Below are 21,851 nucleotides of genomic sequence, written 5' to 3'. Positions count from 1 at the left end.
GGCAGGGCAGGGCGGCGGGCTGGCCGCCGCCCCTGGTGATCAGAACACAGCGTCTGGCCGGTAGTACTTGGCCACGTTGTCCTTGGTGATGGCGTCAGGGGTGGTCAGGTCGACCCGCGGGAAGTCGGCGGGCAGCGACCCGTCCAGCGCCTTCATGCCGACATCGACCGCGGTGCGCGCGATCAGGTCCGGGTCGTTCAGCCCGGTGGCGCCGTATTGCCCCTCCTGGATCAGCTGCAACGCCTCCTTCTGCCCGTCGGCGGCGGCGACCAGCAGCACGTCGTTCTGCTTGCCCGCGGCCTCCAGCGCCTTGCGAGCGCCCAGCACCATCGAATCGTTCTCGCCCAGGACCACGTTGACGTCGGGATGGGCGACCAGCAGGTCCTCCATCGCCTTCAGCCCGCCCTCATGCGTCCAGCCGCCCCAGCCCTGGCCGACCACGGCGAAGCCGACCTTGCCGCCATTGACCAGCTGGCCCTCGACCAGGCCGCGGAACACGCCCAGCCGGCGCTCCTGCCCGACGACATTGCCCTTCTCGCCGGAGAGCAGGGCGATCTTGAGATCCTTGCCCTGGGTCGACTGCGCCAGCCACTGGCCGACCTGGAAGCCGTTCTGGTCGTTCGAGGACTGGATCAGGGTGATGTACTTGGCCTTGGGGTCGACCGTGCTGTCGATCGCCACCACCTTCACGCCGGCCGCGGCCGCGGCGTTGATGGCGGGGACCAGCCCCTGCGGGTCGGCAGCGTTGATGATCAGCAGGTTGACGCCCTTGGACACCATGTCCTCGACATCGCCGATCTGCTTGCCCATGTCGTTCTGGGCATCGGCCGTGGCCACCTGGCAACCGGCCTTGGCGGCCTGGTCCTTGGCCGCAGCCTCCTGCGCCGCGAAATAGGGTGCGTTCAGCGTCTTCATCGAGATGCCGATCATGCAGTCCGCCGCCTGGGCGCTGCCGATCAGGAGGGCGGTCGTGGCCAGGCATCCCGTCAACGCGGTCTTGAACATCCGGATCCTCCCTTGGTGCCCCGGGCCTGTGCCGACCCGGTTTGGTAGTTAAAATACCGAATCGATGGTTGGTCAATTCGATTCTGGTGAACGGACGCGCGGATCGGCGCTTGAAACACCGCAGAAACTGGCCCATTCATTCTGTATCCGTAGTTTAACTACGAAATCGGAGCGAACCATGCAGCTGCGCGAGCCGGGGCGATGCGTTATCGGCGTGACCGACGGGGGCCTCTCCGGGGCGACCGGACGCTACGTCAAAACCCTGGCCGACCTCTCGGGCCTCTACGGCGATGCGGCGGCCTTTGCGGCGGCGGCGTCCGAGGCCGGCGACCGGATCGTCTACGAGGTGCAGGACTATCGCCCCTCCGCCGCCGCCGGCGATTTGATCTTCGGCGTCACCCGCATGGTGCCGGGCCGGATTGGTGGGGAGTATTTCCTCACCCGCGGCCACATCCACGCCAAGGCCGACCGGCCGGAGATCTACACCGGCGAGGCCGGGCGCGGCCTGATGCTGATGGAATCGCCGTCCGGCGAGATCCGCATCGTCGCAATCGAACCGCGCGTCATCTGCTACGTGCCGCCCTACTGGATCCACCGCTCGGTCAATGTCGGGGCGGAGGCGCTGGTGATGAGCTTCTGCTACCCTGCCGATGCCGGGCAGGATTACGGCATCATCGAGCAGGCCGGCGGCATGCGGCAGCGCATCCTGGACGACGGTGCCGGCGGCTGGGTCGCGGTCGACAACCCGGACTACCGGCCGCGGCCGCAGGCGCAGATCGACGCCCTGTTCGCGGGAGCCTGAGCCATGGCCGCCTACCAGCCCGCCATCCAGCCGACGCTGTACTTCATCGGCGTCACCACCGGCAAAAGCTCGATCATGAAGGTGTTCCCAGCCTGGGCCCGCGCGCTCGGCCTGGCGGATGCCGAGATCCGCGGCATCGACTTCCCGCTGCACGCCGACCCGGCGGCCTATCGCGCGGCGGTGGCCTTCCTGCGCGACGACAAGCTGTCATTGGGCGCGCTGGTCACCACCCACAAGATCGACCTGTTCCACGCCTGCCGCGACCTGTTCGACGTGATCGACCCGCATGCGGCGCTGATGGGCGAGACCAGCTGCATCTCCAAGGCCGATGGCCGGCTGGTCTGCCACGCCAAGGACCCGATCTCGTCCGGGCTGGCGTTCGACGCCTTCGTGCCGGAGGGGCATTTCGCCCGCACCGGGGCGGAGCTGTTCTCGATCGGCGCCGGCGGCTCCACCATCGCCCTGACCTGGCATGCGATGCGGGCCCGGCGCGATCGGCCGTCGCGGATCATCGTCTCGAACCGCAGCAAGGCGCGGCTGGACGAGATCCGCCGCATCCATGGCGAGATGGGCGCCGACCTGCCGGTCGACTACGTGCTGGCGCCGGTGCCGGCCGACAATGACGCGGTGCTGGCCGGGCTGAACCCGGGCGCAGTGGTGGTCAACGCCACCGGCCTGGGCAAGGACGCGCCGGGGTCGCCGCTGACCGATGCCGGGGCATTCCCGCGGGGCGGTCTGGCCTGGGACCTGAACTACCGCGGCGACCTGGTGTTCCTGGACCAGGCCCGGCGGCAGCGGGCGGCGCGCGGCCTGACGGTCGAAGATGGCTGGACCTATTTCATCCATGGCTGGACCCAGGTGATCGCCGAGGTCTTCCACATCCCGATCCCGACCGCGGGCCCGCGCTTCGACGACCTGTCCCGCATCGCCGCCGAGGCCGCGAAGGGGTAGGCTTCGGCCATGGACACGACCGACCGCCCCGCCACGGCCAACATCCTCGAGGTGGTCCGCACGCTGCGGCCCGAGTTGCGCAAGTCGGACCGCAAGGTCGCCGACGCGGTGCTGGCCGACCCGGCCCGCGTGCTCAAGGCGACGGTGGCGGAGATGGCGCTTCTGGCCGAGGTCAGCCAGCCGACGGTGATCCGCTTCTGCGTCGCCATCGGCTGCTCCGGCTACCAGGAGTTCCGGCTGCGCCTGGCGCACAGCCTGGCGCTGGGCCTGCCGGCGACGCATTCCGTGCTGCGCGACACCGACACCCCGGCGACGGTGGTCGACAAGATCTTCGACTACACCCTGTCCAGCCTGGACTGGGCCCGGAACCATCTCGACAAGGCCGCGATCGAGGCGGCGGTCGCGATCCTGGAGAAAGCCCGGTCGATCGCCTTCTTCGGCTTCGGCGCCTCCGGCATCGTCGCCCGCGACGCGCAGCAGAAATTCCCGCTGTTCGGCGTGCCGTGCTCGGCCGAGCTCGACTCGCACCAGCAGATCATGGCGGCGTCGATGATGCAGCCGGGCGACGTGGCGGTGGTGATCTCCAACACCGGCCGCACCCGCTCGATCATCGAGGTGGCGCGGACGGCGCGCGAGAACGGCGCCAAGGTGATCTGCCTGACCGGCACGGATTCGCCGCTGGTCCCCTACAGCGACGTGGCGCTGGTCGCCGAGACGCTGGAGAACACCAGCGTCTATACCCCGACGATCTCGCGCATCGCCGCCTTGGTGGTGATCGATATTCTCTCGACCGCCGTGGCCCTGCGCCGCAACGACGCCCATTTCCACCGCTTCCAGACCATGAAGCGCCGCCTGAACGAGCTGCGGTTCAACGAGCGGCTGTGAGGCGGCCGGGCGTCACTCCAGCTTCTTGATCAGCGCCATGGCCGCGGCCGGGGCCTTCGGCTTGAAGCCGTTGATCATGTAGACGAAGACGTCGCGCGATTTCGGCGGCTTCGCCTCCGGCGCCCCGACCGGTTTCAAATCGTCCGGGGCGCCGCCCTCGGCCCAGGCCTTGGCCCGCTTGGCCCATTGGTCGATCGCCTTCGGCGTGTAGCCGGTCTCGACCCCCTCGGAGGCGCCCTGCAGCCGGGCATAGACGAAGGGGGCAGTGATGTCCGGGATTTCCGGGAAGCCCTCCTTGTCGGTCAGTACGACCGCCACCTTGTGGGCGCGCAGCATGTCGATGAATTCGGGATTGCGAAAGCTGTCGTGCCGGACCTCGACCACATGGCGCAAAGCGTGGCCGTCGACGCTGTGCGGCAGCAGTTTGAGGAAGGCCTCGAAATCCTTCGGGTCGAACTGCTTGGTCGGCAGGAACTGCCAGTTGATCGGCCCCAGCTTCTCCTTCAGCTCGGTGATGCCGCTGCCGACGAAGCGATCGATCGACTCGCCGGCCTCGGCCAGCACCCGCCGGTTGGTGGTGAAGCGCGTTCCCTTGACCGAGAAGACGAAGCCGTCCGGCGTCTCCTCGCGCCATTTGGCGAAGGTCTCCGGCTTCTGCGAGCCGTAATAGGTGCCGTTGATCTCGATCGAGGTGACCTGGCTCGAGGCGTATTCCAGCTCGCGCTTCTGCGCCAGGCCCTTGGGGTAGAAGGTCTCGCGCCAGGGTTCGAAGGTCCAGCCGCCGATGCCGACGCGAATCCCCGATACCTGCTTCGACGCCATGGCGTCCTCCCCGTTGGCCTGCCCTGGACACTGGAACATAAGGCGAACGAAGAATCAAGCGCCGGCCGCGTCGGGCCGGCGCCTTGTGCGACTACAGCTTGATCTGCAGCTTGACGTCGGCCGGCCGACCCTCGGCTGCCCGCTCGAAGGCGGTGATGCTGTCCTCGAAGCCGTAGGTGTGGGAGATCAGCGGCTTCAAATCGACCTTGCCGGAGGCGATCATGGCGATGGCGCGGTCATAGACATTGGCGTAGCGGAACACGGTCTCGATCCGCACCTCCTTGGCCGCGGCGGCGACCAGGTCGACCGCCACCGGCTCGACCGGCATGCCGATCACCACCAGGCAGCCGCCGGGGCGCACGGCGTCGAAGATGCCGGGATAGGCGCGCGGGCTGCCGCTGGCCTCGAACACTACGTCCGCGCCCCAGCCATCCGTCGCTTTGGCAACGGCGTCGGCCAGCTTTGTCTCGCGGATGTTGACGCCGGTGATGCCGGGATAGCGCTCGGCGATCGCCAGCTTTTCCGGCAGCAGGTCGGAGATCAGCACCCGGCTGCAGCCGCCGGCCAGGGCGGCGAGGGCGGCCATGATGCCGATCGGCCCGGCGCCGATCACCACGGCGAAATCGCCGGGCTGGATCCGCGCCTTCACCGCCGCCTGCAGGCCGACGGCGAAGGGCTCGACCATCGCGCCCTCGGCGAAGGAGACGTTGTCCGGCAGCTTGAAGGTGAAGCCGGCGGGGTGCACCACCTCGGGCGTCAGGCAGCCATGCACCGGCGGGGTGGCCCAGAACACGACGCTGGGATCGACATTGTAGAGGCCCAGCTTCGAGGCCTTGGAGGTCAAATCGGGGATGCCCGGCTCCATGCACACCCGGTCTCCGACCTTGAGACTGGTGACGCCTGGGCCGGTCTCGGTCACGGTGCCGGCGGCCTCGTGGCCCAGCACCATCGGCTCCTTCACCACGAAGGGCCCGATCCGGCCATGGGTGTAGTAATGCACGTCGCTGCCGCAGACGCCGACGGTGTCGATCTTGATCCGGACATCGCCCGGCCCGAGGGTCCGGGGCAGGTCGATCTCGCGCAGCGACAATTCCCTCTGCCGCTCCAGGACCAGGGCACGCATCTCACATCCTCCCGAATTCGGGCCGGACGCGCGGCCGGCCCCTGACTTCTCCTTGGTACGCCATTTTGCCGGGGACGGGGAGGGTGTCGCTGCACAAATGTTTATTGGTGGTTACCAATGTTCGCGACTGGAGCGTCCGGATCCGGCCGAGCCGGATCCGGACCGGCGCCTCAGCCCGCCAGTGCGAGATAGTCCCGCTTGCCGATCTCCACGCCCTTGTGGCGCAGGATGTCGTAGGCGGTGACGACGTGAAAATAGAAGTTCGGCAGCACCATGCTCAGCACGTAGCTGCGGCCGGTGAAGTCCACCTTCCGGTCGCGCAGGGGGAGGGTGATCGTCTCCTCCTCGCGGCCGTCGACCTGCTCCGGCCCGACGCTCTCGAGATAGGCGACGGTCTTGGCCAGGCGCTCCTGCAACTGGGCCAGGGTGGTCTCGTTGTCCTCGAAGGGCGGCGGCGTCAGCCCGGCCAGGCGGGCGGCGCCGAACTTGGCGGCGTCGCTGACCCGCTGGATCTGGCCCGACAGCGGATACATGTCGGGGGCGAGGCGGGCCTCGACCAGCGTGTCGGCCTCGGCATGGGCCGCGGCCTTGTCCAGCAGCGTCGACAGCATGCGCAGCTTCGGCAGCATCACGCCGATCGAGATCTCGTGCAGGGAGAGGGGCAAGGGAATGCTCCGATGTAGGGCGGGCGCCGCATCGGCCCGGGCGTTCGGCGGCAGCTGATTCCTCCGCCCTCGACTCGCTTGCGGTCAAGCGCCGCAGCGGCCTGGCTTGACGGATCGCATCGCCGTCTGTACCAATCAGTAAAGTCAGTTCCATTCGGTACAACCGAGGAGAGCCTCCATGAGCGCCGACCGCCCGCCGCTGCCGCCCTTCACCCGCGAGACTGCGATCCAGAAGGTCCGTGGGGCCGAGGATGGCTGGAACAGTTGCGACCCGCAGCGCGTCTCCCTGGCCTATACAGAGGACAGCCGCTGGCGGAACCGGGCGGAGTTTCCGCAGGGCCGCGCCCAGATCGTCGAGTTCCTGACCCGGAAATGGGCGCGCGAGCTGGAGTACCGCCTGATCAAGGAGCTCTGGGCCTGGGAGGGCAACCGCATCGCCGTCCGCTTCGCCTATGAGTGGCGCGACGATTCCGGCCAGTGGTACCGCTCCTACGGCAACGAGAACTGGGAGTTCGACGAGCACGGGCTGATGCAGGTCCGCCACGCCTCGATCAACGACCGGCCGATCGCGGAGTCCGATCGCAAGTTCCATTGGGACCGGTCGGGCCCGCGGCCGGCGGACCATCCGGGGCTCAGCGACCTCGGGCTCTAGCCTTGCCCAGGATGGTGGCGGAGCGGGCGGATGTGCTGCCTGCCCTGGCCGAGGTGTTCCGCGAGCACGGCTATGAGGGCGCCAGCCTGGCCCTGATCGGCGCGCGCACCGGCCTGGGCAAGGGCAGCCTCTATCACTTCTTCCCGGGCGGGAAGGAGGAGATGGCGGCGGCGGTGCTGGCGGAGATCGACGCCTGGTTCGAGCAGCACATCTTCGGCCCGCTGCGGGAGGAGGAGCCGCGCCGCGCGGTGCCGGAGATGATCCGCGCGGTCGACGGCTATTTCCGATCCGGCCGGCGGGTGTGCCTGGTCGGCGCCTTCGCGCTCGGCGATGTCCGCGACCGTTTCGGCGCCGCCATCCGCGGCTATTTCGCCGCCTGGACCGACGCGCTGGCGCAGGCTTTGGCGCGGTCCGGCCGGCCGGAGGACTCGGCCCGCGACCGGGCGGAGGAGGCGGTGGCGGCGATCCAGGGCGCCCTGGTCCTGGCCCGGGCGCTCGACGAGCCCGCCGCCTTCCGCCGCTGCCTGGCCCGGATCGAGGCCCGGCTCATGGCTGCGTGAGCGGCTCCTCGCCCAGGAACTCGATCAGCGCCTCGGCCGTCTCCTCCGGCCGCTCCTCCTGCAGCGCGTGGCCGCAGGGCAGAGCGTGGCCACGGACATCCGCTGCCTTGTCGTGCCAGGTCGCCGGCACGTCGTACAACTCGCCGACCACGCCCTGGGCGCCCCACAGCGCCAGCAGCGGTGCCTCGATGCGGCGGTCGGCGTCGGCGGCGTCGTGCTCCAGGTCGATCGTGGCCGCCGCGCGATAGTCCTCGCAGATGGCGTGGATCGCGCCGGGCTGGCGGTAGCAGCGCAGATACTCCTGCACCAGGCCCTCGCGCGGCACGCCCGGGGTCCGGCTCTGCCCCGCCAGGTGGTGGCGCAGGAAGAACTCCGGGTCGGCCTCGATCAGCCGCTCCGGCAGCGGCGCCGGCTGGATCAGGAAGAACCACCAGAAGTAGCGGGTGGCGAAGTCCCGGTCGGTGCGGGCGTACATCGTCGCCGTCGGCGCGATGTCCAGCACCGCGATGCGGCGCACCGCGCCCGGATGGTCCAGCGCCATGCGGTGGGCGACGCGGCCGCCGCGGTCATGCCCGATCACGGCGAAGCGGTCATGCCCCAGGGCGCGCATCGCCGCCACCTGGTCGGCCGCCATCGCCCGCTTCGAGTAGGCGATGTGGTTGTCGCCGCCCCCTGGCTTGGAGGAATCGCCATAGCCGCGCAGATCGGTGGCGACGACGCTGTGCCCGGCCGCGACCAGAAGCGGCGCCACCGCATGCCAGGTGGCGTGGGTCTGCGGGTGGCCGTGCAGCAGCAGCACGGGCGGCCCGTCCCCGGCGCGCACGCCGTGGATGCGGATCCCGGGCGCGGTCTCGATGTCGAAGGGCGTGAAGCCGGGCATCAGGTCCTGGGTCATGAGCGGCGCCCCGTCTCTCGGTGCCCGAGCGGCAGCTGGTATCTGACCTCGTCGCTGGCAGCGCCCTTGAAATGGTCGGCGTCGCGGATCAGGCCGGTGCGTTCGAAGCCGAGCGCCTCGACCAGCGCGATCGAGGCCGCGTTGCGGGTGTCGATCGAGGCGCCGATCGCGGTCGTCGCCGGCTCGGCTGCCAGCGCGTCGACCACGGCGCCGACGGCGCGGCGGCCGATGCCGCGGCCCTGGCAGCGGCGGAAGACGAAATAGGCGATGTCGGCCGCGCCGGTGCTGCCGACCGTGGCCTCGACCAGCCCCGCATGGCTGCCGTCGGGCAGGCGGATGGCCCAGTTCAGCCAGGCCTGGTCCCCGGCCGGCGACCGGCGCGCGGCCAGGCGCTCGAACCGGGCGCGCAGCGCCGCGGCGTCGGCCGGCGGCTCCTGCGGGATGAAGCGGTAGAGGGCAGGGTCGGCCAGGCCGTCGAACAGTCCTTCCGCATGGCCGGGCCGCAGCGGCTCCAGCGTCAGCTCCCCGGCGACGAGCGCAGTCTCGGCCAGGGCGGCGATTTCCGGGGTGGGGCTCAATGCGGCCGGTCGGGTGCGGGCTGGGAGATCCGGTCGACCAGGGCAATGCCGATCGCCGACAGGATGAAGACACTGTGGATCACCGTCTGCAGGATGATGCCGGTCTCGGTGTAGCTGGTGTTGTCCGGCGACCCGACATTGCCGGCGCCGATGAAGGTGCGCAGCAGGTGGATCGAGGAGATGCCGATGATCGCCATGGCCAGCTTGACCTTCAGGATGCTGGCATTGACGTGGTCGAGCCATTCCGGCTGGTCGGGATGGCCGCTCAGCCCGAGGCGGGAGACGAAGGTCTCGTAGCCGCCGACGATCACCATCATCAGCAGGTTCGAGATCATGACAACGTCGATCAGCCCCAGCACCACCAGCATGATCTGCTGCTCGCTGAGCTCGGGGGCGTGGCTGACCAGGTGCCACAGCTCCTTCAGGAACAGGAAGGCGTAGACCGCCTGGGCGACGATCAGCCCCAGATAGAGCGGCAGCTGCAGCCAGCGCGAGCCGAAGATCAGGGTGGGCAGCGGCCGCAGCTTTCGCGGCGTCGGGGCGGGGAGGGCGTCGCGGTCCATGTCCGGCTCCGGAAGGGAAGGTCGGCGCCCTTATACAGGCGCGGCGCGGCCTGTCGGAGAGGGATTTTCCGAAAGCCGGCCCGGAGCCTCGATTCGTCGGGGCTGCCATTCTTTCGTCAAACATGATAGGTTTGAATGGCTTGTCGTTGATCCTTGCGATCACGATGTAAAGAAGGGTGCTTGTGCCCGGGGGAGTCTGGAGGGGGCCATCATGGCCGGTAGGGGAAGCTGGCTCAGGGCCGCGGCGACGCTCGGTCTGGTCGCCGGATTGATCGCCGGGTGCGGCGGCGATAAGCCTCGGCCGTCCGGCGGCAACATCGCCTATTGGGAGCCGCAGATCCAGAAGGCGTCGAAGCGCTTCAACGTGCCGCCGGAATGGATCCGCGAGGTGATGCGGGTCGAGAGCGGCGGCCGCTCCACCTGGAAGGGCGGCCAGCCGATCACCAGCTCGGCCGGGGCCCAGGGGCTGATGCAGGTGATGCCTGGCACCTATGAGGAGCTGCGCCAGAAGCATGGCCTCGGCCGCGACCCCTACGATCCCGAGAACAACATCATGGCCGGCACGGCCTATATCCGCGAGCTGTACGAGATGTACGGGTCGCCCGGCTTCCTCGGCGCCTACAACGCCGGACCCGGCCGCTACCGGCAATATGTCGAGGACGGGCGCAGCCTGCCGCCGGAGACCCAGCGCTACATGGACATCATCAGCCCGCAGATCGCCGGCACCTCTCCGGGGTCGAGCCGCCCCAACCGGATGACGCAATATGCCGAGCAGCAGATCCAGGATCGGGTCGACGGCGCGGTCGCGGCCCGCACCGGGCGGCCGGGCAGCCGGTCGCCGGTGGTGATGGCGATGGCGCCGATCCCGGACCGGCTGTCGCCGGATGAACAGGGCACGATGGCCCGCGTCGACGCCGCCATCGCCGACCGCACCGGCCAGCCGCTTGCGGCACAGCCAGCGCCGATCCGGCAGGCGCCGTTGCCGGCCCCGGCGTCCCGCCCGGTGGTGGTGGCGATGCAGCCGATCCCGGACCGGGTGGCGCCGATGCCGGAGCCGGTCGCACCGGTCCGCCAGGCCGCGGCGCGCCCCGCCCCCGTCAGGATGGCGCCGATCCCGGACCGGCCGCAGGTCGCACCGGTCGACGACGTGCTGCTGGCGATGGCGGCCTCGCAGCCCGAGCGGCCCAGCCCGGCGCCGGTGGCGATCCGTCCGGTTGCCCAGCCGCAGGCCCGTCAGGCCCGGCCGGCGGCTCCGATCGCAGCGCCCGCGCCGGCCGCCGTGACGGTGGCGCCGACCAGGGTGGCGGCAGCCGCTCCCGCGGCGCCGGTCCGCCGCCAGTCCGACGGCCTGCCCACCGGCTGGTACGTCCCGTCGGCGCCGGCGAAGTAGCGGCCGGGCGCCGGCTGCCGGAGCTGTCACCTCGTCGTGCTCGACGCTCAACTCGCTGCCAGCCGGCCACGACCTGGATCGTGCAGCGGAGCCGCCGCATCGCCTGCGGCAGGCAAGACATCGGCCGCGCATGGGCTGCCAAAGCACAGGCCATCGTCCCGCCTGCAGCACGCTTGCGGCCACCGTCATCGGCGCTGCGACCCTTAGCGGAACCCGACGAGCTTCGTCGATGCGAAGCCGCATACCTCAGAGAGAGGATGATCGTCGATTTCGATGAGGGTTAATCCCTATTTTAGGCTAATTCATCCAAAATGCGATCTTGTGCATAGTCTGGCGAACCAGCGGCTAGCATAAAATATCAATAAAAATCGATGTAATTTATACCAACAATACCAGAATAATTGTCTTGGGTGGCCAAAATAAACGGAAATGCGCACAATGCTTGTGCCGCTCCGCAGAAGAAGACCTCCCTTGTCGGCCATTGGGCTGCAGCGGGCGGCAGCAACCGAAGGAGCACGTCATGACCCCGAGCATCGCCATTCCCAGCCCAACGCAGCAGCTGCCCCCTGTTTTCGGGCTGCAGCCTCAGGTGCTCGAAGCCTGGGAGCCGGCCCATCTCGAAGTCGCCCGCAGCCATTATCGCAATCTGGTCGTCGAGCTTGACCCGGTCGACCGGATCTACTGGTGCATGATGCGTCCGGAAGGACGCCCGAGCTTCACACCGGAGCTGCTGCACGACATCAACGACATGCAGCGGTCGCTGCAGCGCCTGTTCGCCAGCCGGGCCGATGAAGCCGAGACGCCGTTCGATTACTACGTGCTGGCGTCGAACACCCCGGGAACCTTCAATCTGGGCGGTGATCTCAGCTTGTTTGCCGAGAAGATCCGGGCCGGTGATCGCGCTGCCCTGCGCCGCTATGGCTATCTCTGCATCGAGGCGATCCACCGGAATGCCATTGCGTTCGATCTGCCGGTCGTAACCATCGCCCTGGTTCAGGGCGACGCGCTGGGCGGCGGTTTCGAGAGCGCGTTGGCGCATGATCTGATCGTGGCCGAGCGTGGCGCCAAGATGGGTCTGCCCGAGATCCTGTTCAACCTGTTCCCGGGCATGGGCGCCTACAGCTTCCTGTCCCGGCGGTTGGGCGTGGTGGCGGCCGAGCGGATGATCGCGAGCGGCAGGATATATTCTGCCGAGGAACTGCATGACATGGGCGTGGTCGACGTGCTGGCCGATGACGGCCGGGGACGCGAGACCCTCCGGGAGTATCTCGTCCAGCACCGCCGCCGGCGCAACGCCCTGTCGTCGATGTATCAGGTTCGGCGGCGGGTGAACCCGGTGACGTTCCAGGAATTGCAGGATGTGGTCGATATCTGGGTCGACGCAGCTCTCCGGCTGGAGGAGGCGGATCTCCGCAAGATGGCGCGCCTGACCACCGCACAGAACCGCCGTCAGGCAACAACGGCAATGCCGTTTGCCGCCGAGTGATGACGACCGGCATCGTCCGTACGCCGCAGGGAGGGGTGGACGGACGGTTGGCCGGTGTGTCGGTGTCCGATACCGTGCCCTTACGGACCGTCAGCCATTCGTGACGGATCGCCCGGCGGCGCCGCGCCGCCGCAGCAGGATCGGCCGGACTCGCTCCAGTTCGGCCGCCAGGCGACGCATGTGAACCGGGCCGTTGCGGACGAGGTCCGCGGCGCTGATCCCCTGCCAGTCCTGGCAGAGATCGGACAGGCCGCGGGCGCCGATATTCGCGGTCGCGCTGCGCATCGCATGGGCGTTGGACCGGAACTGCACCGCGTCCCCTTTCTGCACCGCCACCCGCAGCTCCTGGGCGACCGTCTCGATGTCCTCCAGGAAGTCGTCGATCAGCTCGACCAGGAAGTCGTTCCCGCCGAGGGCCTCCAGCCGATCCAGGACGCGCATGTCGACCGCGGCCGGGCCAGCCTGCGGCAGGGCCGTGACGTTGTCCGGGAGCGTCGGCACCGGTTGCGGCTGCGCTGCCGGGGCATGTCCGCCCATAACATCGTCGATCGCGGCGAACAGCTTCTCCGGCTCGATCGGCTTGGTCAGGCAGGCGTCCATGCCGGCCTCGGTGCAGCGCGCAGCGACGCCCGGCGTGGCGTCTGCGGTCAGGGCGACGATCGGGACATGCGGCCGGTCCAGCGCGGTGAAGCGGAACAGCTTCGTGGCCTCGATGCCGTTCATCACCGGCATGTTGATGTCCATCAGGACGAGGTCGAAGGTCGCGGCGTCGAGCGCGTCGAGGGCTTCCTCGCCATTGGCGACCAGCTGGACCTGGTGGCCGGCCCGCGTCAGGATCTCCCGCAGGACCTTCTGGTTCATCCGGTTGTCGTCGGCGACCAGGATGGACAGGCTGCGCCCCGTGGCGGCGTGGCGGCGGATCGCAGCGGCCTCCTGCGGTCCATGCCGGCGTCCGGCCTGCGCGATCTGCAGGGCGATACCGATCGAGCGGGCGTCCGCATCCGCCGGCATCGTCGTGGCGAAAGCCTCCCTCAGGTCCCGCGGCAGCTCCTCGCCGGCGGCGGCCGCGTCGTCGAGCAGGATCGAGCGGACGGACGGGGCCGAGCAGAGCGCGGCGAGGACCCGCATCCGCCGGTTCGGGTCGGTCGGCAGGGCGCGTCGATCCACCATCAGGACGGCGGCCGTGTCGGCGGACCCCAAAGGCTGCCAGGACAGTGCCGCGTCGATCGAGCCGAAGGTCTCGACCGTGCCGGCGGCGGGCGTCAGCAGCGGCATCAGCCGGCCGATCAGCGCGACGTCGCCGGCCACCACGCCGAGCTCGGGGATCGGCTCGATGGCGGGCTGCGTCCCGGCATCGCCGGCGTGATCGAAATCCAGCGTGAACCAGAAGGTGCTGCCGATGCCGGGGGTGCTGTCGACTCCGATCTCGCCGCCAAGCAGGATGATCAGCCGCTTGCAGATGGCGAGGCCGAGCCCGGTGCCGCCGAACCGGTCCATGATCGAGGTGTCGGCCTGCCGGAAACTTTCGAAGATGTGGGTCGAGGCCTCCGGCGCGATGCCGATCCCGGTGTCCGAGACCTCGAAGCGCAGCCGCGGCCGGTCGCCGAGGCCGGCCTCGGACCGGACGGAGATCACCACGCTGCCGGCCTCGGTGAATTTGACGGCGTTGCCCAGCAGGTTGAGGACGATCTCCCTGAGGTGCCGCTCGCTGCCCCGCAGCCGGAGGGGCACGCGATGGTCGATGTGGATGGCGAGGTGCAGGCCCTTGGGCCGGGCCTGGGTCAGGACCATCGCCCGCATCTCGGCCAGGAGGGACGGCAGGTCGAAATCGGCGGCCTGTACCGTCATCTGCCCGGCTTCGATCCGGGAGAAATCCAGGATGTCGTTGATCAGCGTCAGAAGCTGCTGGCCGGCCGAGACGACGGTCTGCGTCATCTCCCGCTGCGACGGGTCCAGCCTGGTGTCGTGCAGCACCGATCCCATGCCGATGATGGCGGTCAGCGGCGTCCGCAGCTCGTGGCTGACGCTGGCCAGGAACATGCTCTTCGCCTGGCTCGCTTCCTCGGCCACCTGCCGGGCCTTCGAGAGCTTGCGGATGAGGATGCCGGCATAGAGCGGCAGGATGACGATGCCGGCCAGGAGGCCGAGCGAGAGGCTGAGATTGTTCGACCAGAACGGCGTGGTGGCGACCACCGCCCCGAAACCGGCGAGGCCGATGGCCATCGACAGATGAAGATAGCCGAGGCCGAAGCGGAAGCCGTTGCCGAGGATCGCCCAGAGATAGATCGGGAAGAACACCGACGAGCCGGAGCCGCCGAAATGCAGCTGCAGCGACAGGACGCCGAGATCTCCGATGACGGCCAGCACCCGTCGCGGCGGGCAGCGCCGCGGATGCAGCGCGATGTGCAGCAGGAACCCCAGCCCGATCAGCAGATAGACGGTCGGCAGGATCAGGTCGTACCAGCCGCCATCCGTCGCCAGGACATAGGCGAAGATGACCAGGCAGAAGGCCACGCGATTGTAGCCCATCTCGTGCTCGCTGTCCGGACGGGCCCGGAACCGCCGCAGGAGGCGCTTGATCTTGGGATCGGATCCCATCGGCCGTCCGCCGTCGGTCATCGATCGCAGGGACGCGGGCCCACCGGCTCGATCATCCCGCCCGACAGTGACTGTGCCGAACCGTCAAAACCAAAGTCAGACGTCATAAGAAGCCATCTCTCCACCGGTCAGCCCCGCCCAAAGGCTCGCAACTGTTCGTCCGGCATCGCATTGTGAACTAGAAGTCTTGAGCCGTATGGCAATCGGACGCAGGGCTCATCTTGATCTGCACTGGAGTTTCTGCCCCTTCGGCGATCATGTCCAGGACGGGTTCCGTGGGGCACGGCGGTCACTCCCTCAGCGGCGGCTGGTCTTCGGCTTGCGGCGATCGGTCCGGCGGTGATCGCCCGTGGCGATCTCGATGGTGCCGGGCCGGAAGCGCCGGGTCGGCCCCGTCGATCCGGGAGATGCCGTCGACCAGCGTCACCAGCCGCTCCCCGGCTGCGACCACCCTCTGCGTCATCTCGCGCTGCGTCGGGTCGAGCTTGGTGTCCTGCAACACCGATCCGGTGCCGAGGATGGCGGACACCGGGGCGCGCAGCTCGTGGCTGACGCTCGCCAGGACGAAGCTCTTTGCCTCGCTCGCCGCTTCGGCCTGCAGCTTGGCCTTGGACAGACTGCGGATCAGCGGCGCGGCGCACAGCGATACCAGCACGACGCCGGCGAGCAGGCCGGCCGACAGTGCCGGCTGCGACCGCCAGAACGGTGTCGCGGCGATCACCGCGCCGAACGCCGCCACTCCCCCTGCGGTCGCCACCGCCAGGAAGCGGATCCCGAAGCGGAAGCCGTTTCCGAGGATGACCCAGATGAACAGCGGGAAGAGGAAGGCCGCCGTTTCGCCCCGGATATGCATCTCGCACAGCAGGACTCCGAAGTCGCCGATCATGGCGATGATCCGGCGCGTGCGGCAGATCTGCGGCTGAAGGAGGATATGACCGAGAATTATGACGCAAAGGCCGATATAGACGGCGTAGACGACGAGCTCGTCGGAACCGAGCTGCCCGGTCGCCAGCAGATAGACCAGCGTCGCGGTCGACAGGGCGACGCCGTTGAACCGCATCTCGTGCTCGCTGTCCGGACGGGCCCGGAGGCGCCGAAGGATGCGCCCGATGGGCGATCCCGGTCCATTCGGCCTGCGGGCGGTCTCAGGCCGCTCGGGCAAGATCATTTCGGGGACGGGCGATGACCTTCGCGGTCGCTGCCCCCCTGTGGCCGGTCGGCATCGGCCGCCCCGAAGCGGGACCCGTCGGGAATGTCGTTGAGCAGCGTCACCAGCCGCTGCCCGGCAGCGACCACCCGCCGCGTCATCTCGCGCTGCGCCGGGTCGAGCCTGGTGTCCTGCAGCACCGATCCGGTGCCGAGGATGGCGGTCGCCGGCGTGCGCAGCTCGTGGCTGACGCTCGCCAGCAAGAAGTTCCTCTCTCGATCCACCGCCTCGGCCTGCCGCTTGGCCTTGAGCAGCGTGTGGATCAGGGGCACGGCGCACAGCGCCACCAGCAGCATGCTGCCGAGCAGCCCGGCCGACAGGGCGGCTTCCGATCGCCAGAATGGCGTCGTGGCCACCAGGGTGCCGAACGAGATCAGCCCCATGGTCGTGGCCAGCGCCAGGAACCGGATGCCGAAGCGGAAGCCGTTGCCCAGGATCACCCACAGATAGATCGGGAACAGGATCGTGGTGATCTCATCGCCGAGATGCATCACCCAGTACAGCGAGACGAAGTCGTTGAGGATCGAGAAGATCCGGCGTGGGTGGCAGATCGCGGGATACAGCAGGATGTGGGCGAAGACGCAGATGTTGAGCGATATGTAGAGCAGCAGGACGATGATCGAGTCCGGATCGTGGCCGCCTCTGCCCAGCAGATAGATCAGGATCGCGATCGCGAAGCCGGTGCCGTTGAACCGCATCTCATGCTCGCTGTCCGGCCGGGACCGGAGGCGCCGCACGATTCGCCCGGCCAGGGATTCCGGTCCCGCCTGCCGTCCGCCGTCGGTCATGGTCATGCCCACTCCAGCCCCGCCGCTCGATCGCGCCGCCCGGGTCTACACCGAACCGTCAAAACCTGAAGCAGGGGCTACGAAACCCGCCCATCTGCCGGCCAGCTGCGCACGAAGTCTCGCAGTTGCTTGTCCGGCATCGGCTTGGCGAAATGAAATCCCTGAACCTCATCGCAACCCAGCCCGCGAATGGTCTCGAGCTGCTCGGGAGTTTCCACCCCTTCGGCGGTGACGTCCAGGCCGAGATCATGGCCGAGATTGGTGATCGCCCGAACGATCGCCGCATCCCCGGGGCTGCTCTCCAGGTTGCGGATGAAGCTGCGGTCGATCTTCAGCCGGTGGACCGGAAAGATCTTGAGGTAGTTGAGCGAGGAGTAGCCGGTGCCGAAATCGTCGATGGCGAAGCGGACGCCGAGGCTGCGTAGCTCGGCGATCTTGGCGGCGGCGGATTCCGCGTTCTGGATCAGCACGCCCTCGGTCAGCTCCAGCTCCAGCGCCGTGGCGGCCAGGCCGCTGTCCTCCAGCGTCTGCCGGATCAGCCGGCCGATGTCCTGCTTGCGGAACTGCAGCGAGGTCAGGTTGACGCCGACCCGCAGCGCCAGCCCCTCGCGGGCCCAGACGGCGGCCTGGGTGCAGGCCTCGCGCAGTACCCAGGTGTTCATGGCGATGATCAGGCCGCTCTCTTCCGCCGCCGGCAGGAACTGCGCCGGCAGCAGCAGGCCGCGGGTCGGATGCTGCCAGCGCATCAGCGCCTCGGCGCCGACGATCCGGCCGCTGTGCAGGTCGATCTGCGGCTGGTAGTGCAGCACGAACTGGTCGGCCTCGACCGCGGCCCGCAGCTCGGCTTCCAGCACCACCGCGTCCTGGATGCCGGCGTTCAGCTCGGTGGCGAAGAAGCGGTATTCCCCCGGCCCGTCCGCCTTGGCCCGGTACATCGCCAGGTCGGCGTTGCGGAACAGCTGGTCCGGATCGTTGCCATCCTGCGGATGCAGGGTAATGCCGATGCTGGCGGTCAGCGACACGGTGCTGTCGTTGCGGATATGCGGCCGGGCGATCTCCTGCAGGATCTGCGCCGCCGCCGCGGCCGCGTCCTCGCCCCGCGCCGGCCCCAGCTGCAACACCGCGAATTCGTCGCCGCCGAGCCGGGCGACGATGTCCCCGGGCCGTGCCGCCAGGCTCAGCCGCCGCGCCACCTCCTGCAGGATCTGGTCGCCGAAATGGTGGCCCAGCGCGTCGTTGATCGACTTGAAACGGTCGAGGTCCAGGAAGTGCAGGGCGAAGGGCGCGTCGGCATCGCGGGCCAGAACCCGGCGGATCCGGTTCATCAGATGCACCCGGTTGGGCAGGTCGGTCAGCGCGTCGTGATTGGCCAGGTGGTGCAGATGCTCCTCGGCCAGCTTGCGGTCGGTGATGTCGAGCGCCGTGGTCAGGACGCTTTCCACCTGGTTGGTCGCATCCCGCAGCGGCGCCTTGCTGGTCAGGAACACCTGCCGTACCCCGCCGCGCTCAACCGTCTCCTCATAGCTCGGCAGCGGCTCGCCGGAGGCGAAGACCAGCTCGTCCAGCTGCCGGCTGCGCTCGCCGCGCTCCGGCCCGAACACGGCGGCGATGGTCTCGCCGACCAGGGCGGCGGGGGTCGAGCCGCTGATCGCGGCCTGGTAGGCGTTGACGAAGACACAGCGGCCCTCGCGGTCGGCCGCGCTGATCATCGCCGGCAGCGTGTCGATCACCTGGGCCAGCGCCTCGCGGCTGTTGCGCAGCGCCTCCTCCTGGCTGCGCCGGGTGCGCTCCAGCTCGCGCTCCAGCGTCGCGGCGCGGCGCTTGACCCGCTGTTGCTGGCGGCGCAGCCGCAGCAGGTTGCGCGCCCGGGTCATGAACTCGTGATGGTCGACCGGGCTCTGCAGGAAGTCGGTGGCGCCCGCCTCCAGCGCCTGCAGCCGGAAGCTGCGGTCGTCATAGGCGGTGATGACGATCACCGGGACGTCGGCGACATGGGGGTTGCCGCGCATCCGGCGGGTGAACTCGGCGCCGTCCAGATTCGGCATCTTGTAGTCGGCGATCACCAGGTCAGGGGTGTGCCCGGCCAGCCAGTTCAGCGCCTCCAGCGGGTCGCCGAACGCCTGCACGGTCACCTGGCTCTCGAGCGAGGCTGCCAGCTTGGAGAAGATGTTCCGGTTGGTGGGCCGGTCATCCAAGATGACGACGAGAGACATTCCCGCTGCTGCACTCCCTGTCGCACCGGGCCGCGGTGGTGTCCGGTGGGGCCGATGGTATGGCCCTCATACAGTATAAGCGGGGTTTTCGCGGCATTAAGAAGGAATCCGTATGATGGCCGGGTCGTGTTCCGCCGGCATCGGTCGGTCTATTCCGCCAGGGTCATGACCACCGGCGTGTGGTCCGAGGCCTTGTCGCGGCCGCGCGGCTCGCGGTCGATGATGCAGGCGTCGAGCCGGTCGGCGAGCTCCGGGCTGGCCAGCAGGTGGTCGATGCGGATGCCGTTGTCGGCCTGCCAGGCCTGGCCCTGATAGTCCCAGAAGCTGTAGCCGGTCGCGGTCGGGTTCAGCGCCCGCCACGAATCGGTCAGCCCCAGATGCATCAGCGACCGGAAGCGGCGGCGGGTCTCCAGCCGGAACAGCGCGTCGTCGACCCAGGCTGCGGGATCGGCGGCGTCGCGTGTCTCGGGGATGACATTGAAGTCGCCGCCCATGACGAAGGGCGTGCCGGCCGCCAGCAGGGTCTCGGCCCGGAGCCGCAACCGGTCCATCCAGGCCAGCTTGTAGTCGTATTTCTCGGTGCCGGCCGGGTTGCCGTTCGGCAGGTACAGGCCGCAGACCCGGACGCCGCGGACCGTGCCTTCGACATAGCGGGCCTGGACGTCCTCGCCGTTGCCGTCCAGCCCGGTCAGCGGGTCCTCGATCGGTGTCTTCGACAGCAGGGCGACGCCGTTATAGCTCTTCTGGCCGTGGATCAGCAGCTTGTAGCCCAGCGCCTCGAACTCGAAGCGCGGGAACGCATCGGTCTCGCATTTGATCTCCTGCAGCACCGCGACGTCGGGGTCGGCGCTGCGCAGCCAATCCAGCACGTTCGACAGCCGGGCCTTGACCGAATTGACGTTCCAGGTGGCGATGCGCATGCCTCAGCCCTCCGCCCGGAGGATCGGGGACGGGGCGGGCAGGGTGGGGGGCATGGCTGTCCTCCGAGGGCTGGGCGCCCACCGACTCCGGCCGGCGCGGCCGCTCAGATTGCGAAGGAAGTGCCGCAGCCGCAAGAGGAGCTGGCGTTCGGGTTCTTCACCTGGAAGGACGCGCCGATCAGCTCCTCGACATAGTCGATCTCGGCGCCGGCCAGGAGGTCCAGCGAGGTGTCGTCGACCACCACGGTCACATCGTCGCGCCGGAAGGTCAGGTCGTCGCCATTGACCTTGTCGTCGAAGCTGAAGCCGTATTGGAAACCGGAGCAGCCGCCGCCGGACACGGCGATGCGCAGCATCAGCGCGTCGTTGCGTTCGGCGCGGCGCAGCTCGGCGATCCGCCGGGCGGCGCTTTCGGTCAGGTTCAGGATGCGGCCGTCGTCGGGCATGGGTCGGTCAATCGCATGGCGTCGGAACTGGTCCCTCCCAATGTAGGGAGCCGCGAGGCATCTGCAAAGCACCCACCACGATTGCCAGCCCCGCACGCCGCAGCTAGCTTGCCCGCGATGACCGCAGCCTACGCCACCGTCCCGGACCGCAGCCGCGGCCGGCTGCATGCCGAGCCGGACAGCGGCATGCGCTCGCCGTTCCAGCGCGACCGCGACCGCATCGTCCACTCCTCGGCCTTCCGCAAGCTGCAGTACAAGACCCAGGTCTTCATCTATCACGAGGGCGACTATTACCGGACCCGGCTGACCCACACGCTGGAGGTGGCGCAGATCGCCCGCACCATCTGCCGGTCGCTCGGCCTGGACGAGGATCTGGGCGAGGCGGTGGCCCTGGCGCACGATCTCGGCCACACCCCCTTCGGCCATGCCGGCGAGGATGCGCTGCACGCGGCGATGGCCGGCCATGGCGGCTTCCACCACAACGACCAGACGCTGCGCATCCTGACGGCGCTGGAGCAGCGCTATGCCGGTTTCGACGGGCTCAACCTGACCTGGGAAACGCTGGAGGGCGTGGTCAAGCACAACGGCCCGCTGCTGCCGTTGCCGCCCGGCGCGGCGCTGCCGGCGACGATCGACTCCTTCCGCGCCGCCTGGGACCTCGACCTCGCCTCGCAGCCGGGGCCGGAGGCGCAGGTGGCGGCGCTGGCCGACGACATCGCCTACACCAATCACGACATCGACGACGCGGTCCGGGCCGGGCTGCTCGACCTCGACGCGCTGCGCGGCCTGCCGCTGGTCGGGCCGGTGCTGGCCGAGGTCGAGGCCCGCCATCCCGGCCTGCCGCGCCGCCGGCTGATCCATGAGACGGTGCGGCGGGTGATCGACCAGATGGTCACCGACCTGCTGGCGGAATCGCGCCGCCGCCTGGCGGATCTGGCGCCGGCTTCGGTCGAGGCCATTCGCGCCGCGCCGGTGCCGGCGATCGCCTTCTCCGACGGCGTCGCCGCGGATCTCGCCGTGGTCCGCGGCTTCATGTTCCGCGAGGTCTACCGGCACTATCTGGTCAACCGCGAGACCAGCAAGGCGCGACGGGTGGTGCGCGACCTGTTCGACCTGTTCACGGCCGAGCCGAACACCCTACCGACCGACTGGCGCCGCCAGGCCGAGGTTGCGGGTGCCGCCGGCCTGCCGCGGCTGGTGGCCGATTATATCGCCGGCATGACCGACCGCTATGCCCTGCTCGAGCACCAGCGCCTGTTCGCCCTGGACCGGCCGGTGTGAGAGGGGGAGGCGTCCTCCCTC

At 69.0% G+C, this 21,851-nt stretch carries 21 protein-coding genes; 8 read left to right on the top strand and 13 right to left on the bottom strand.

Going from position 1 to position 21,851, the window contains the following annotated elements:
• Nucleotides 1-39: 39 nt before the first annotated feature.
• The gene (locus FFK22_RS33755; protein WP_138892270.1) at nucleotides 40-1,005 is read right to left on the bottom strand and encodes a substrate-binding domain-containing protein; all 966 of its coding nucleotides are present in this window, start codon (nucleotides 1,003-1,005) and stop codon (nucleotides 40-42) included.
• Nucleotides 1,006-1,183: 178 nt separating this feature from the next.
• Between FFK22_RS33755 and FFK22_RS33750 the strand changes: the two genes are divergently transcribed.
• Genes FFK22_RS33750 through FFK22_RS33740 form a run of 3 tightly spaced genes read left to right on the top strand, consistent with a single transcriptional unit; the run spans nucleotide 1,184 to nucleotide 3,643 of the window.
• Nucleotides 1,184-1,807 carry a glucose-6-phosphate isomerase gene (locus FFK22_RS33750; protein ID WP_138892269.1) on the top strand — a complete coding sequence of 208 codons (624 nt, stop codon included), beginning with the start codon at nucleotides 1,184-1,186 and terminating at the stop codon, nucleotides 1,805-1,807.
• 3 nt (nucleotides 1,808-1,810) lie between these two features.
• Nucleotides 1,811-2,758 carry a shikimate dehydrogenase gene (locus tag FFK22_RS33745; protein ID WP_138892268.1) on the top strand — a complete coding sequence of 316 codons (948 nt, stop codon included), beginning with the start codon at nucleotides 1,811-1,813 and terminating at the stop codon, nucleotides 2,756-2,758.
• Between the two features lie 9 nt (nucleotides 2,759-2,767).
• Nucleotides 2,768-3,643: an SIS domain-containing protein gene (locus FFK22_RS33740; protein ID WP_138892267.1), complete on the top strand. Its 876-nt coding sequence runs from the start codon at nucleotides 2,768-2,770 to the stop codon at nucleotides 3,641-3,643.
• A 12-nt stretch (nucleotides 3,644-3,655) separates the two neighbouring features.
• Here FFK22_RS33740 and FFK22_RS33735 read toward each other — a convergent pair whose 3' ends face one another.
• The 3 genes from FFK22_RS33735 to FFK22_RS33725 all read right to left on the bottom strand — a co-directional run bounded on the left by FFK22_RS33735 (nucleotide 3,656) and on the right by FFK22_RS33725 (nucleotide 6,253).
• Nucleotides 3,656-4,465 carry a DUF72 domain-containing protein gene (locus FFK22_RS33735; RefSeq protein ID WP_138892266.1) on the bottom strand — a complete coding sequence of 270 codons (810 nt, stop codon included), beginning with the start codon at nucleotides 4,463-4,465 and terminating at the stop codon, nucleotides 3,656-3,658.
• 91 nt (nucleotides 4,466-4,556) lie between these two features.
• Nucleotides 4,557-5,588: an NAD(P)-dependent alcohol dehydrogenase gene (locus tag FFK22_RS33730; protein ID WP_138892265.1), complete on the bottom strand. Its 1,032-nt coding sequence runs from the start codon at nucleotides 5,586-5,588 to the stop codon at nucleotides 4,557-4,559.
• A 170-nt stretch (nucleotides 5,589-5,758) separates the two neighbouring features.
• Nucleotides 5,759-6,253 (bottom strand): DUF1993 family protein, encoded by a 495-nt coding sequence (locus tag FFK22_RS33725; RefSeq protein WP_138892264.1) that lies wholly within the window; start codon nucleotides 6,251-6,253, stop codon nucleotides 5,759-5,761.
• A gap of 178 nt (nucleotides 6,254-6,431) precedes the next feature.
• On the opposite strand from FFK22_RS33725, the gene FFK22_RS33720 reads away from it, so the two are divergent.
• Together FFK22_RS33720 and FFK22_RS33715 are read left to right on the top strand one after the other, a co-directional pair.
• Nucleotides 6,432-6,905: a nuclear transport factor 2 family protein gene (locus FFK22_RS33720; protein ID WP_138892263.1), complete on the top strand. Its 474-nt coding sequence runs from the start codon at nucleotides 6,432-6,434 to the stop codon at nucleotides 6,903-6,905.
• A gap of 2 nt (nucleotides 6,906-6,907) precedes the next feature.
• Nucleotides 6,908-7,465 carry a TetR/AcrR family transcriptional regulator gene (locus FFK22_RS33715; RefSeq protein WP_138892262.1) on the top strand — a complete coding sequence of 186 codons (558 nt, stop codon included), beginning with the start codon at nucleotides 6,908-6,910 and terminating at the stop codon, nucleotides 7,463-7,465.
• Here FFK22_RS33715 and FFK22_RS33710 read toward each other — a convergent pair.
• From FFK22_RS33710 to FFK22_RS33700, 3 genes are read right to left on the bottom strand one after another with little or no spacing between them, the layout of a single operon-like run.
• Nucleotides 7,452-8,360: an alpha/beta fold hydrolase gene (locus FFK22_RS33710; RefSeq protein WP_138892261.1), complete on the bottom strand. Its 909-nt coding sequence runs from the start codon at nucleotides 8,358-8,360 to the stop codon at nucleotides 7,452-7,454. The two genes, FFK22_RS33715 and FFK22_RS33710, sit on opposite strands and share 14 nt — an antisense overlap.
• A complete protein-coding gene (locus tag FFK22_RS33705; protein WP_138892260.1) occupies nucleotides 8,357-8,938 on the bottom strand; it encodes a GNAT family N-acetyltransferase in 582 nt (193 codons plus the stop codon). The genes FFK22_RS33710 and FFK22_RS33705 overlap by 4 nt, the downstream gene beginning before the upstream one ends.
• Nucleotides 8,935-9,501, bottom strand: coding sequence for a TIGR00645 family protein (locus tag FFK22_RS33700; RefSeq protein WP_138892259.1), 567 nt, complete (start codon nucleotides 9,499-9,501; stop codon nucleotides 8,935-8,937). The genes FFK22_RS33705 and FFK22_RS33700 overlap by 4 nt, the downstream gene beginning before the upstream one ends.
• A gap of 211 nt (nucleotides 9,502-9,712) precedes the next feature.
• Here FFK22_RS33700 and FFK22_RS33695 point away from each other — a divergent pair, with 211 nt between their 5' ends.
• A complete protein-coding gene (locus FFK22_RS33695; protein ID WP_186002802.1) occupies nucleotides 9,713-10,891 on the top strand; it encodes a lytic transglycosylase domain-containing protein in 1,179 nt (392 codons plus the stop codon).
• 520 nt (nucleotides 10,892-11,411) lie between these two features.
• Nucleotides 11,412-12,377 carry a crotonase/enoyl-CoA hydratase family protein gene (locus FFK22_RS33690; protein WP_138892257.1) on the top strand — a complete coding sequence of 322 codons (966 nt, stop codon included), beginning with the start codon at nucleotides 11,412-11,414 and terminating at the stop codon, nucleotides 12,375-12,377.
• 90 nt (nucleotides 12,378-12,467) lie between these two features.
• Here FFK22_RS33690 and FFK22_RS33685 read toward each other — a convergent pair whose 3' ends face one another.
• The 6 genes from FFK22_RS33685 to erpA all read right to left on the bottom strand — a co-directional run bounded on the left by FFK22_RS33685 (nucleotide 12,468) and on the right by erpA (nucleotide 20,549).
• Nucleotides 12,468-14,975, bottom strand: coding sequence for a hybrid sensor histidine kinase/response regulator (locus FFK22_RS33685; RefSeq protein WP_186002801.1), 2,508 nt, complete (start codon nucleotides 14,973-14,975; stop codon nucleotides 12,468-12,470).
• Between the two features lie 289 nt (nucleotides 14,976-15,264).
• Nucleotides 15,265-16,035 (bottom strand): histidine kinase dimerization/phospho-acceptor domain-containing protein, encoded by a 771-nt coding sequence (locus FFK22_RS33680; protein ID WP_186002800.1) that lies wholly within the window; start codon nucleotides 16,033-16,035, stop codon nucleotides 15,265-15,267.
• Between the two features lie 104 nt (nucleotides 16,036-16,139).
• Nucleotides 16,140-16,976, bottom strand: coding sequence for a HAMP domain-containing sensor histidine kinase (locus FFK22_RS33675; RefSeq protein WP_138892254.1), 837 nt, complete (start codon nucleotides 16,974-16,976; stop codon nucleotides 16,140-16,142).
• A gap of 71 nt (nucleotides 16,977-17,047) precedes the next feature.
• A complete protein-coding gene (locus FFK22_RS33670) occupies nucleotides 17,048-19,183 on the bottom strand; it encodes an EAL domain-containing protein (protein WP_138892253.1) in 2,136 nt (711 codons plus the stop codon).
• A gap of 149 nt (nucleotides 19,184-19,332) precedes the next feature.
• Nucleotides 19,333-20,103, bottom strand: a complete 771-nt coding sequence (gene xth / locus FFK22_RS33665) for an exodeoxyribonuclease III (protein WP_138892252.1) — start codon at nucleotides 20,101-20,103, stop codon at nucleotides 19,333-19,335.
• Between the two features lie 104 nt (nucleotides 20,104-20,207).
• Complete coding sequence (gene erpA, locus FFK22_RS33660; RefSeq protein ID WP_138892251.1) at nucleotides 20,208-20,549, bottom strand: iron-sulfur cluster insertion protein ErpA; 342 nt, start codon at nucleotides 20,547-20,549, stop codon at nucleotides 20,208-20,210.
• A 117-nt stretch (nucleotides 20,550-20,666) separates the two neighbouring features.
• Between erpA and FFK22_RS33655 the strand changes: the two genes are divergently transcribed.
• Nucleotides 20,667-21,830 (top strand): deoxyguanosinetriphosphate triphosphohydrolase, encoded by a 1,164-nt coding sequence (locus FFK22_RS33655; protein WP_138892250.1) that lies wholly within the window; start codon nucleotides 20,667-20,669, stop codon nucleotides 21,828-21,830.
• The last annotated feature ends 21 nt before the right edge of the window (nucleotides 21,831-21,851 follow it).

It is taken from the genome of Mycobacterium sp. KBS0706 (genome assembly GCF_005938675.2).
Classification (GTDB): domain Bacteria; phylum Pseudomonadota; class Alphaproteobacteria; order DSM-16000; family Inquilinaceae; genus Inquilinus.
The sequence above is the reverse complement of the archived record's forward strand: the minus strand, read 5'-3'. Positions and strand labels throughout refer to the sequence as shown.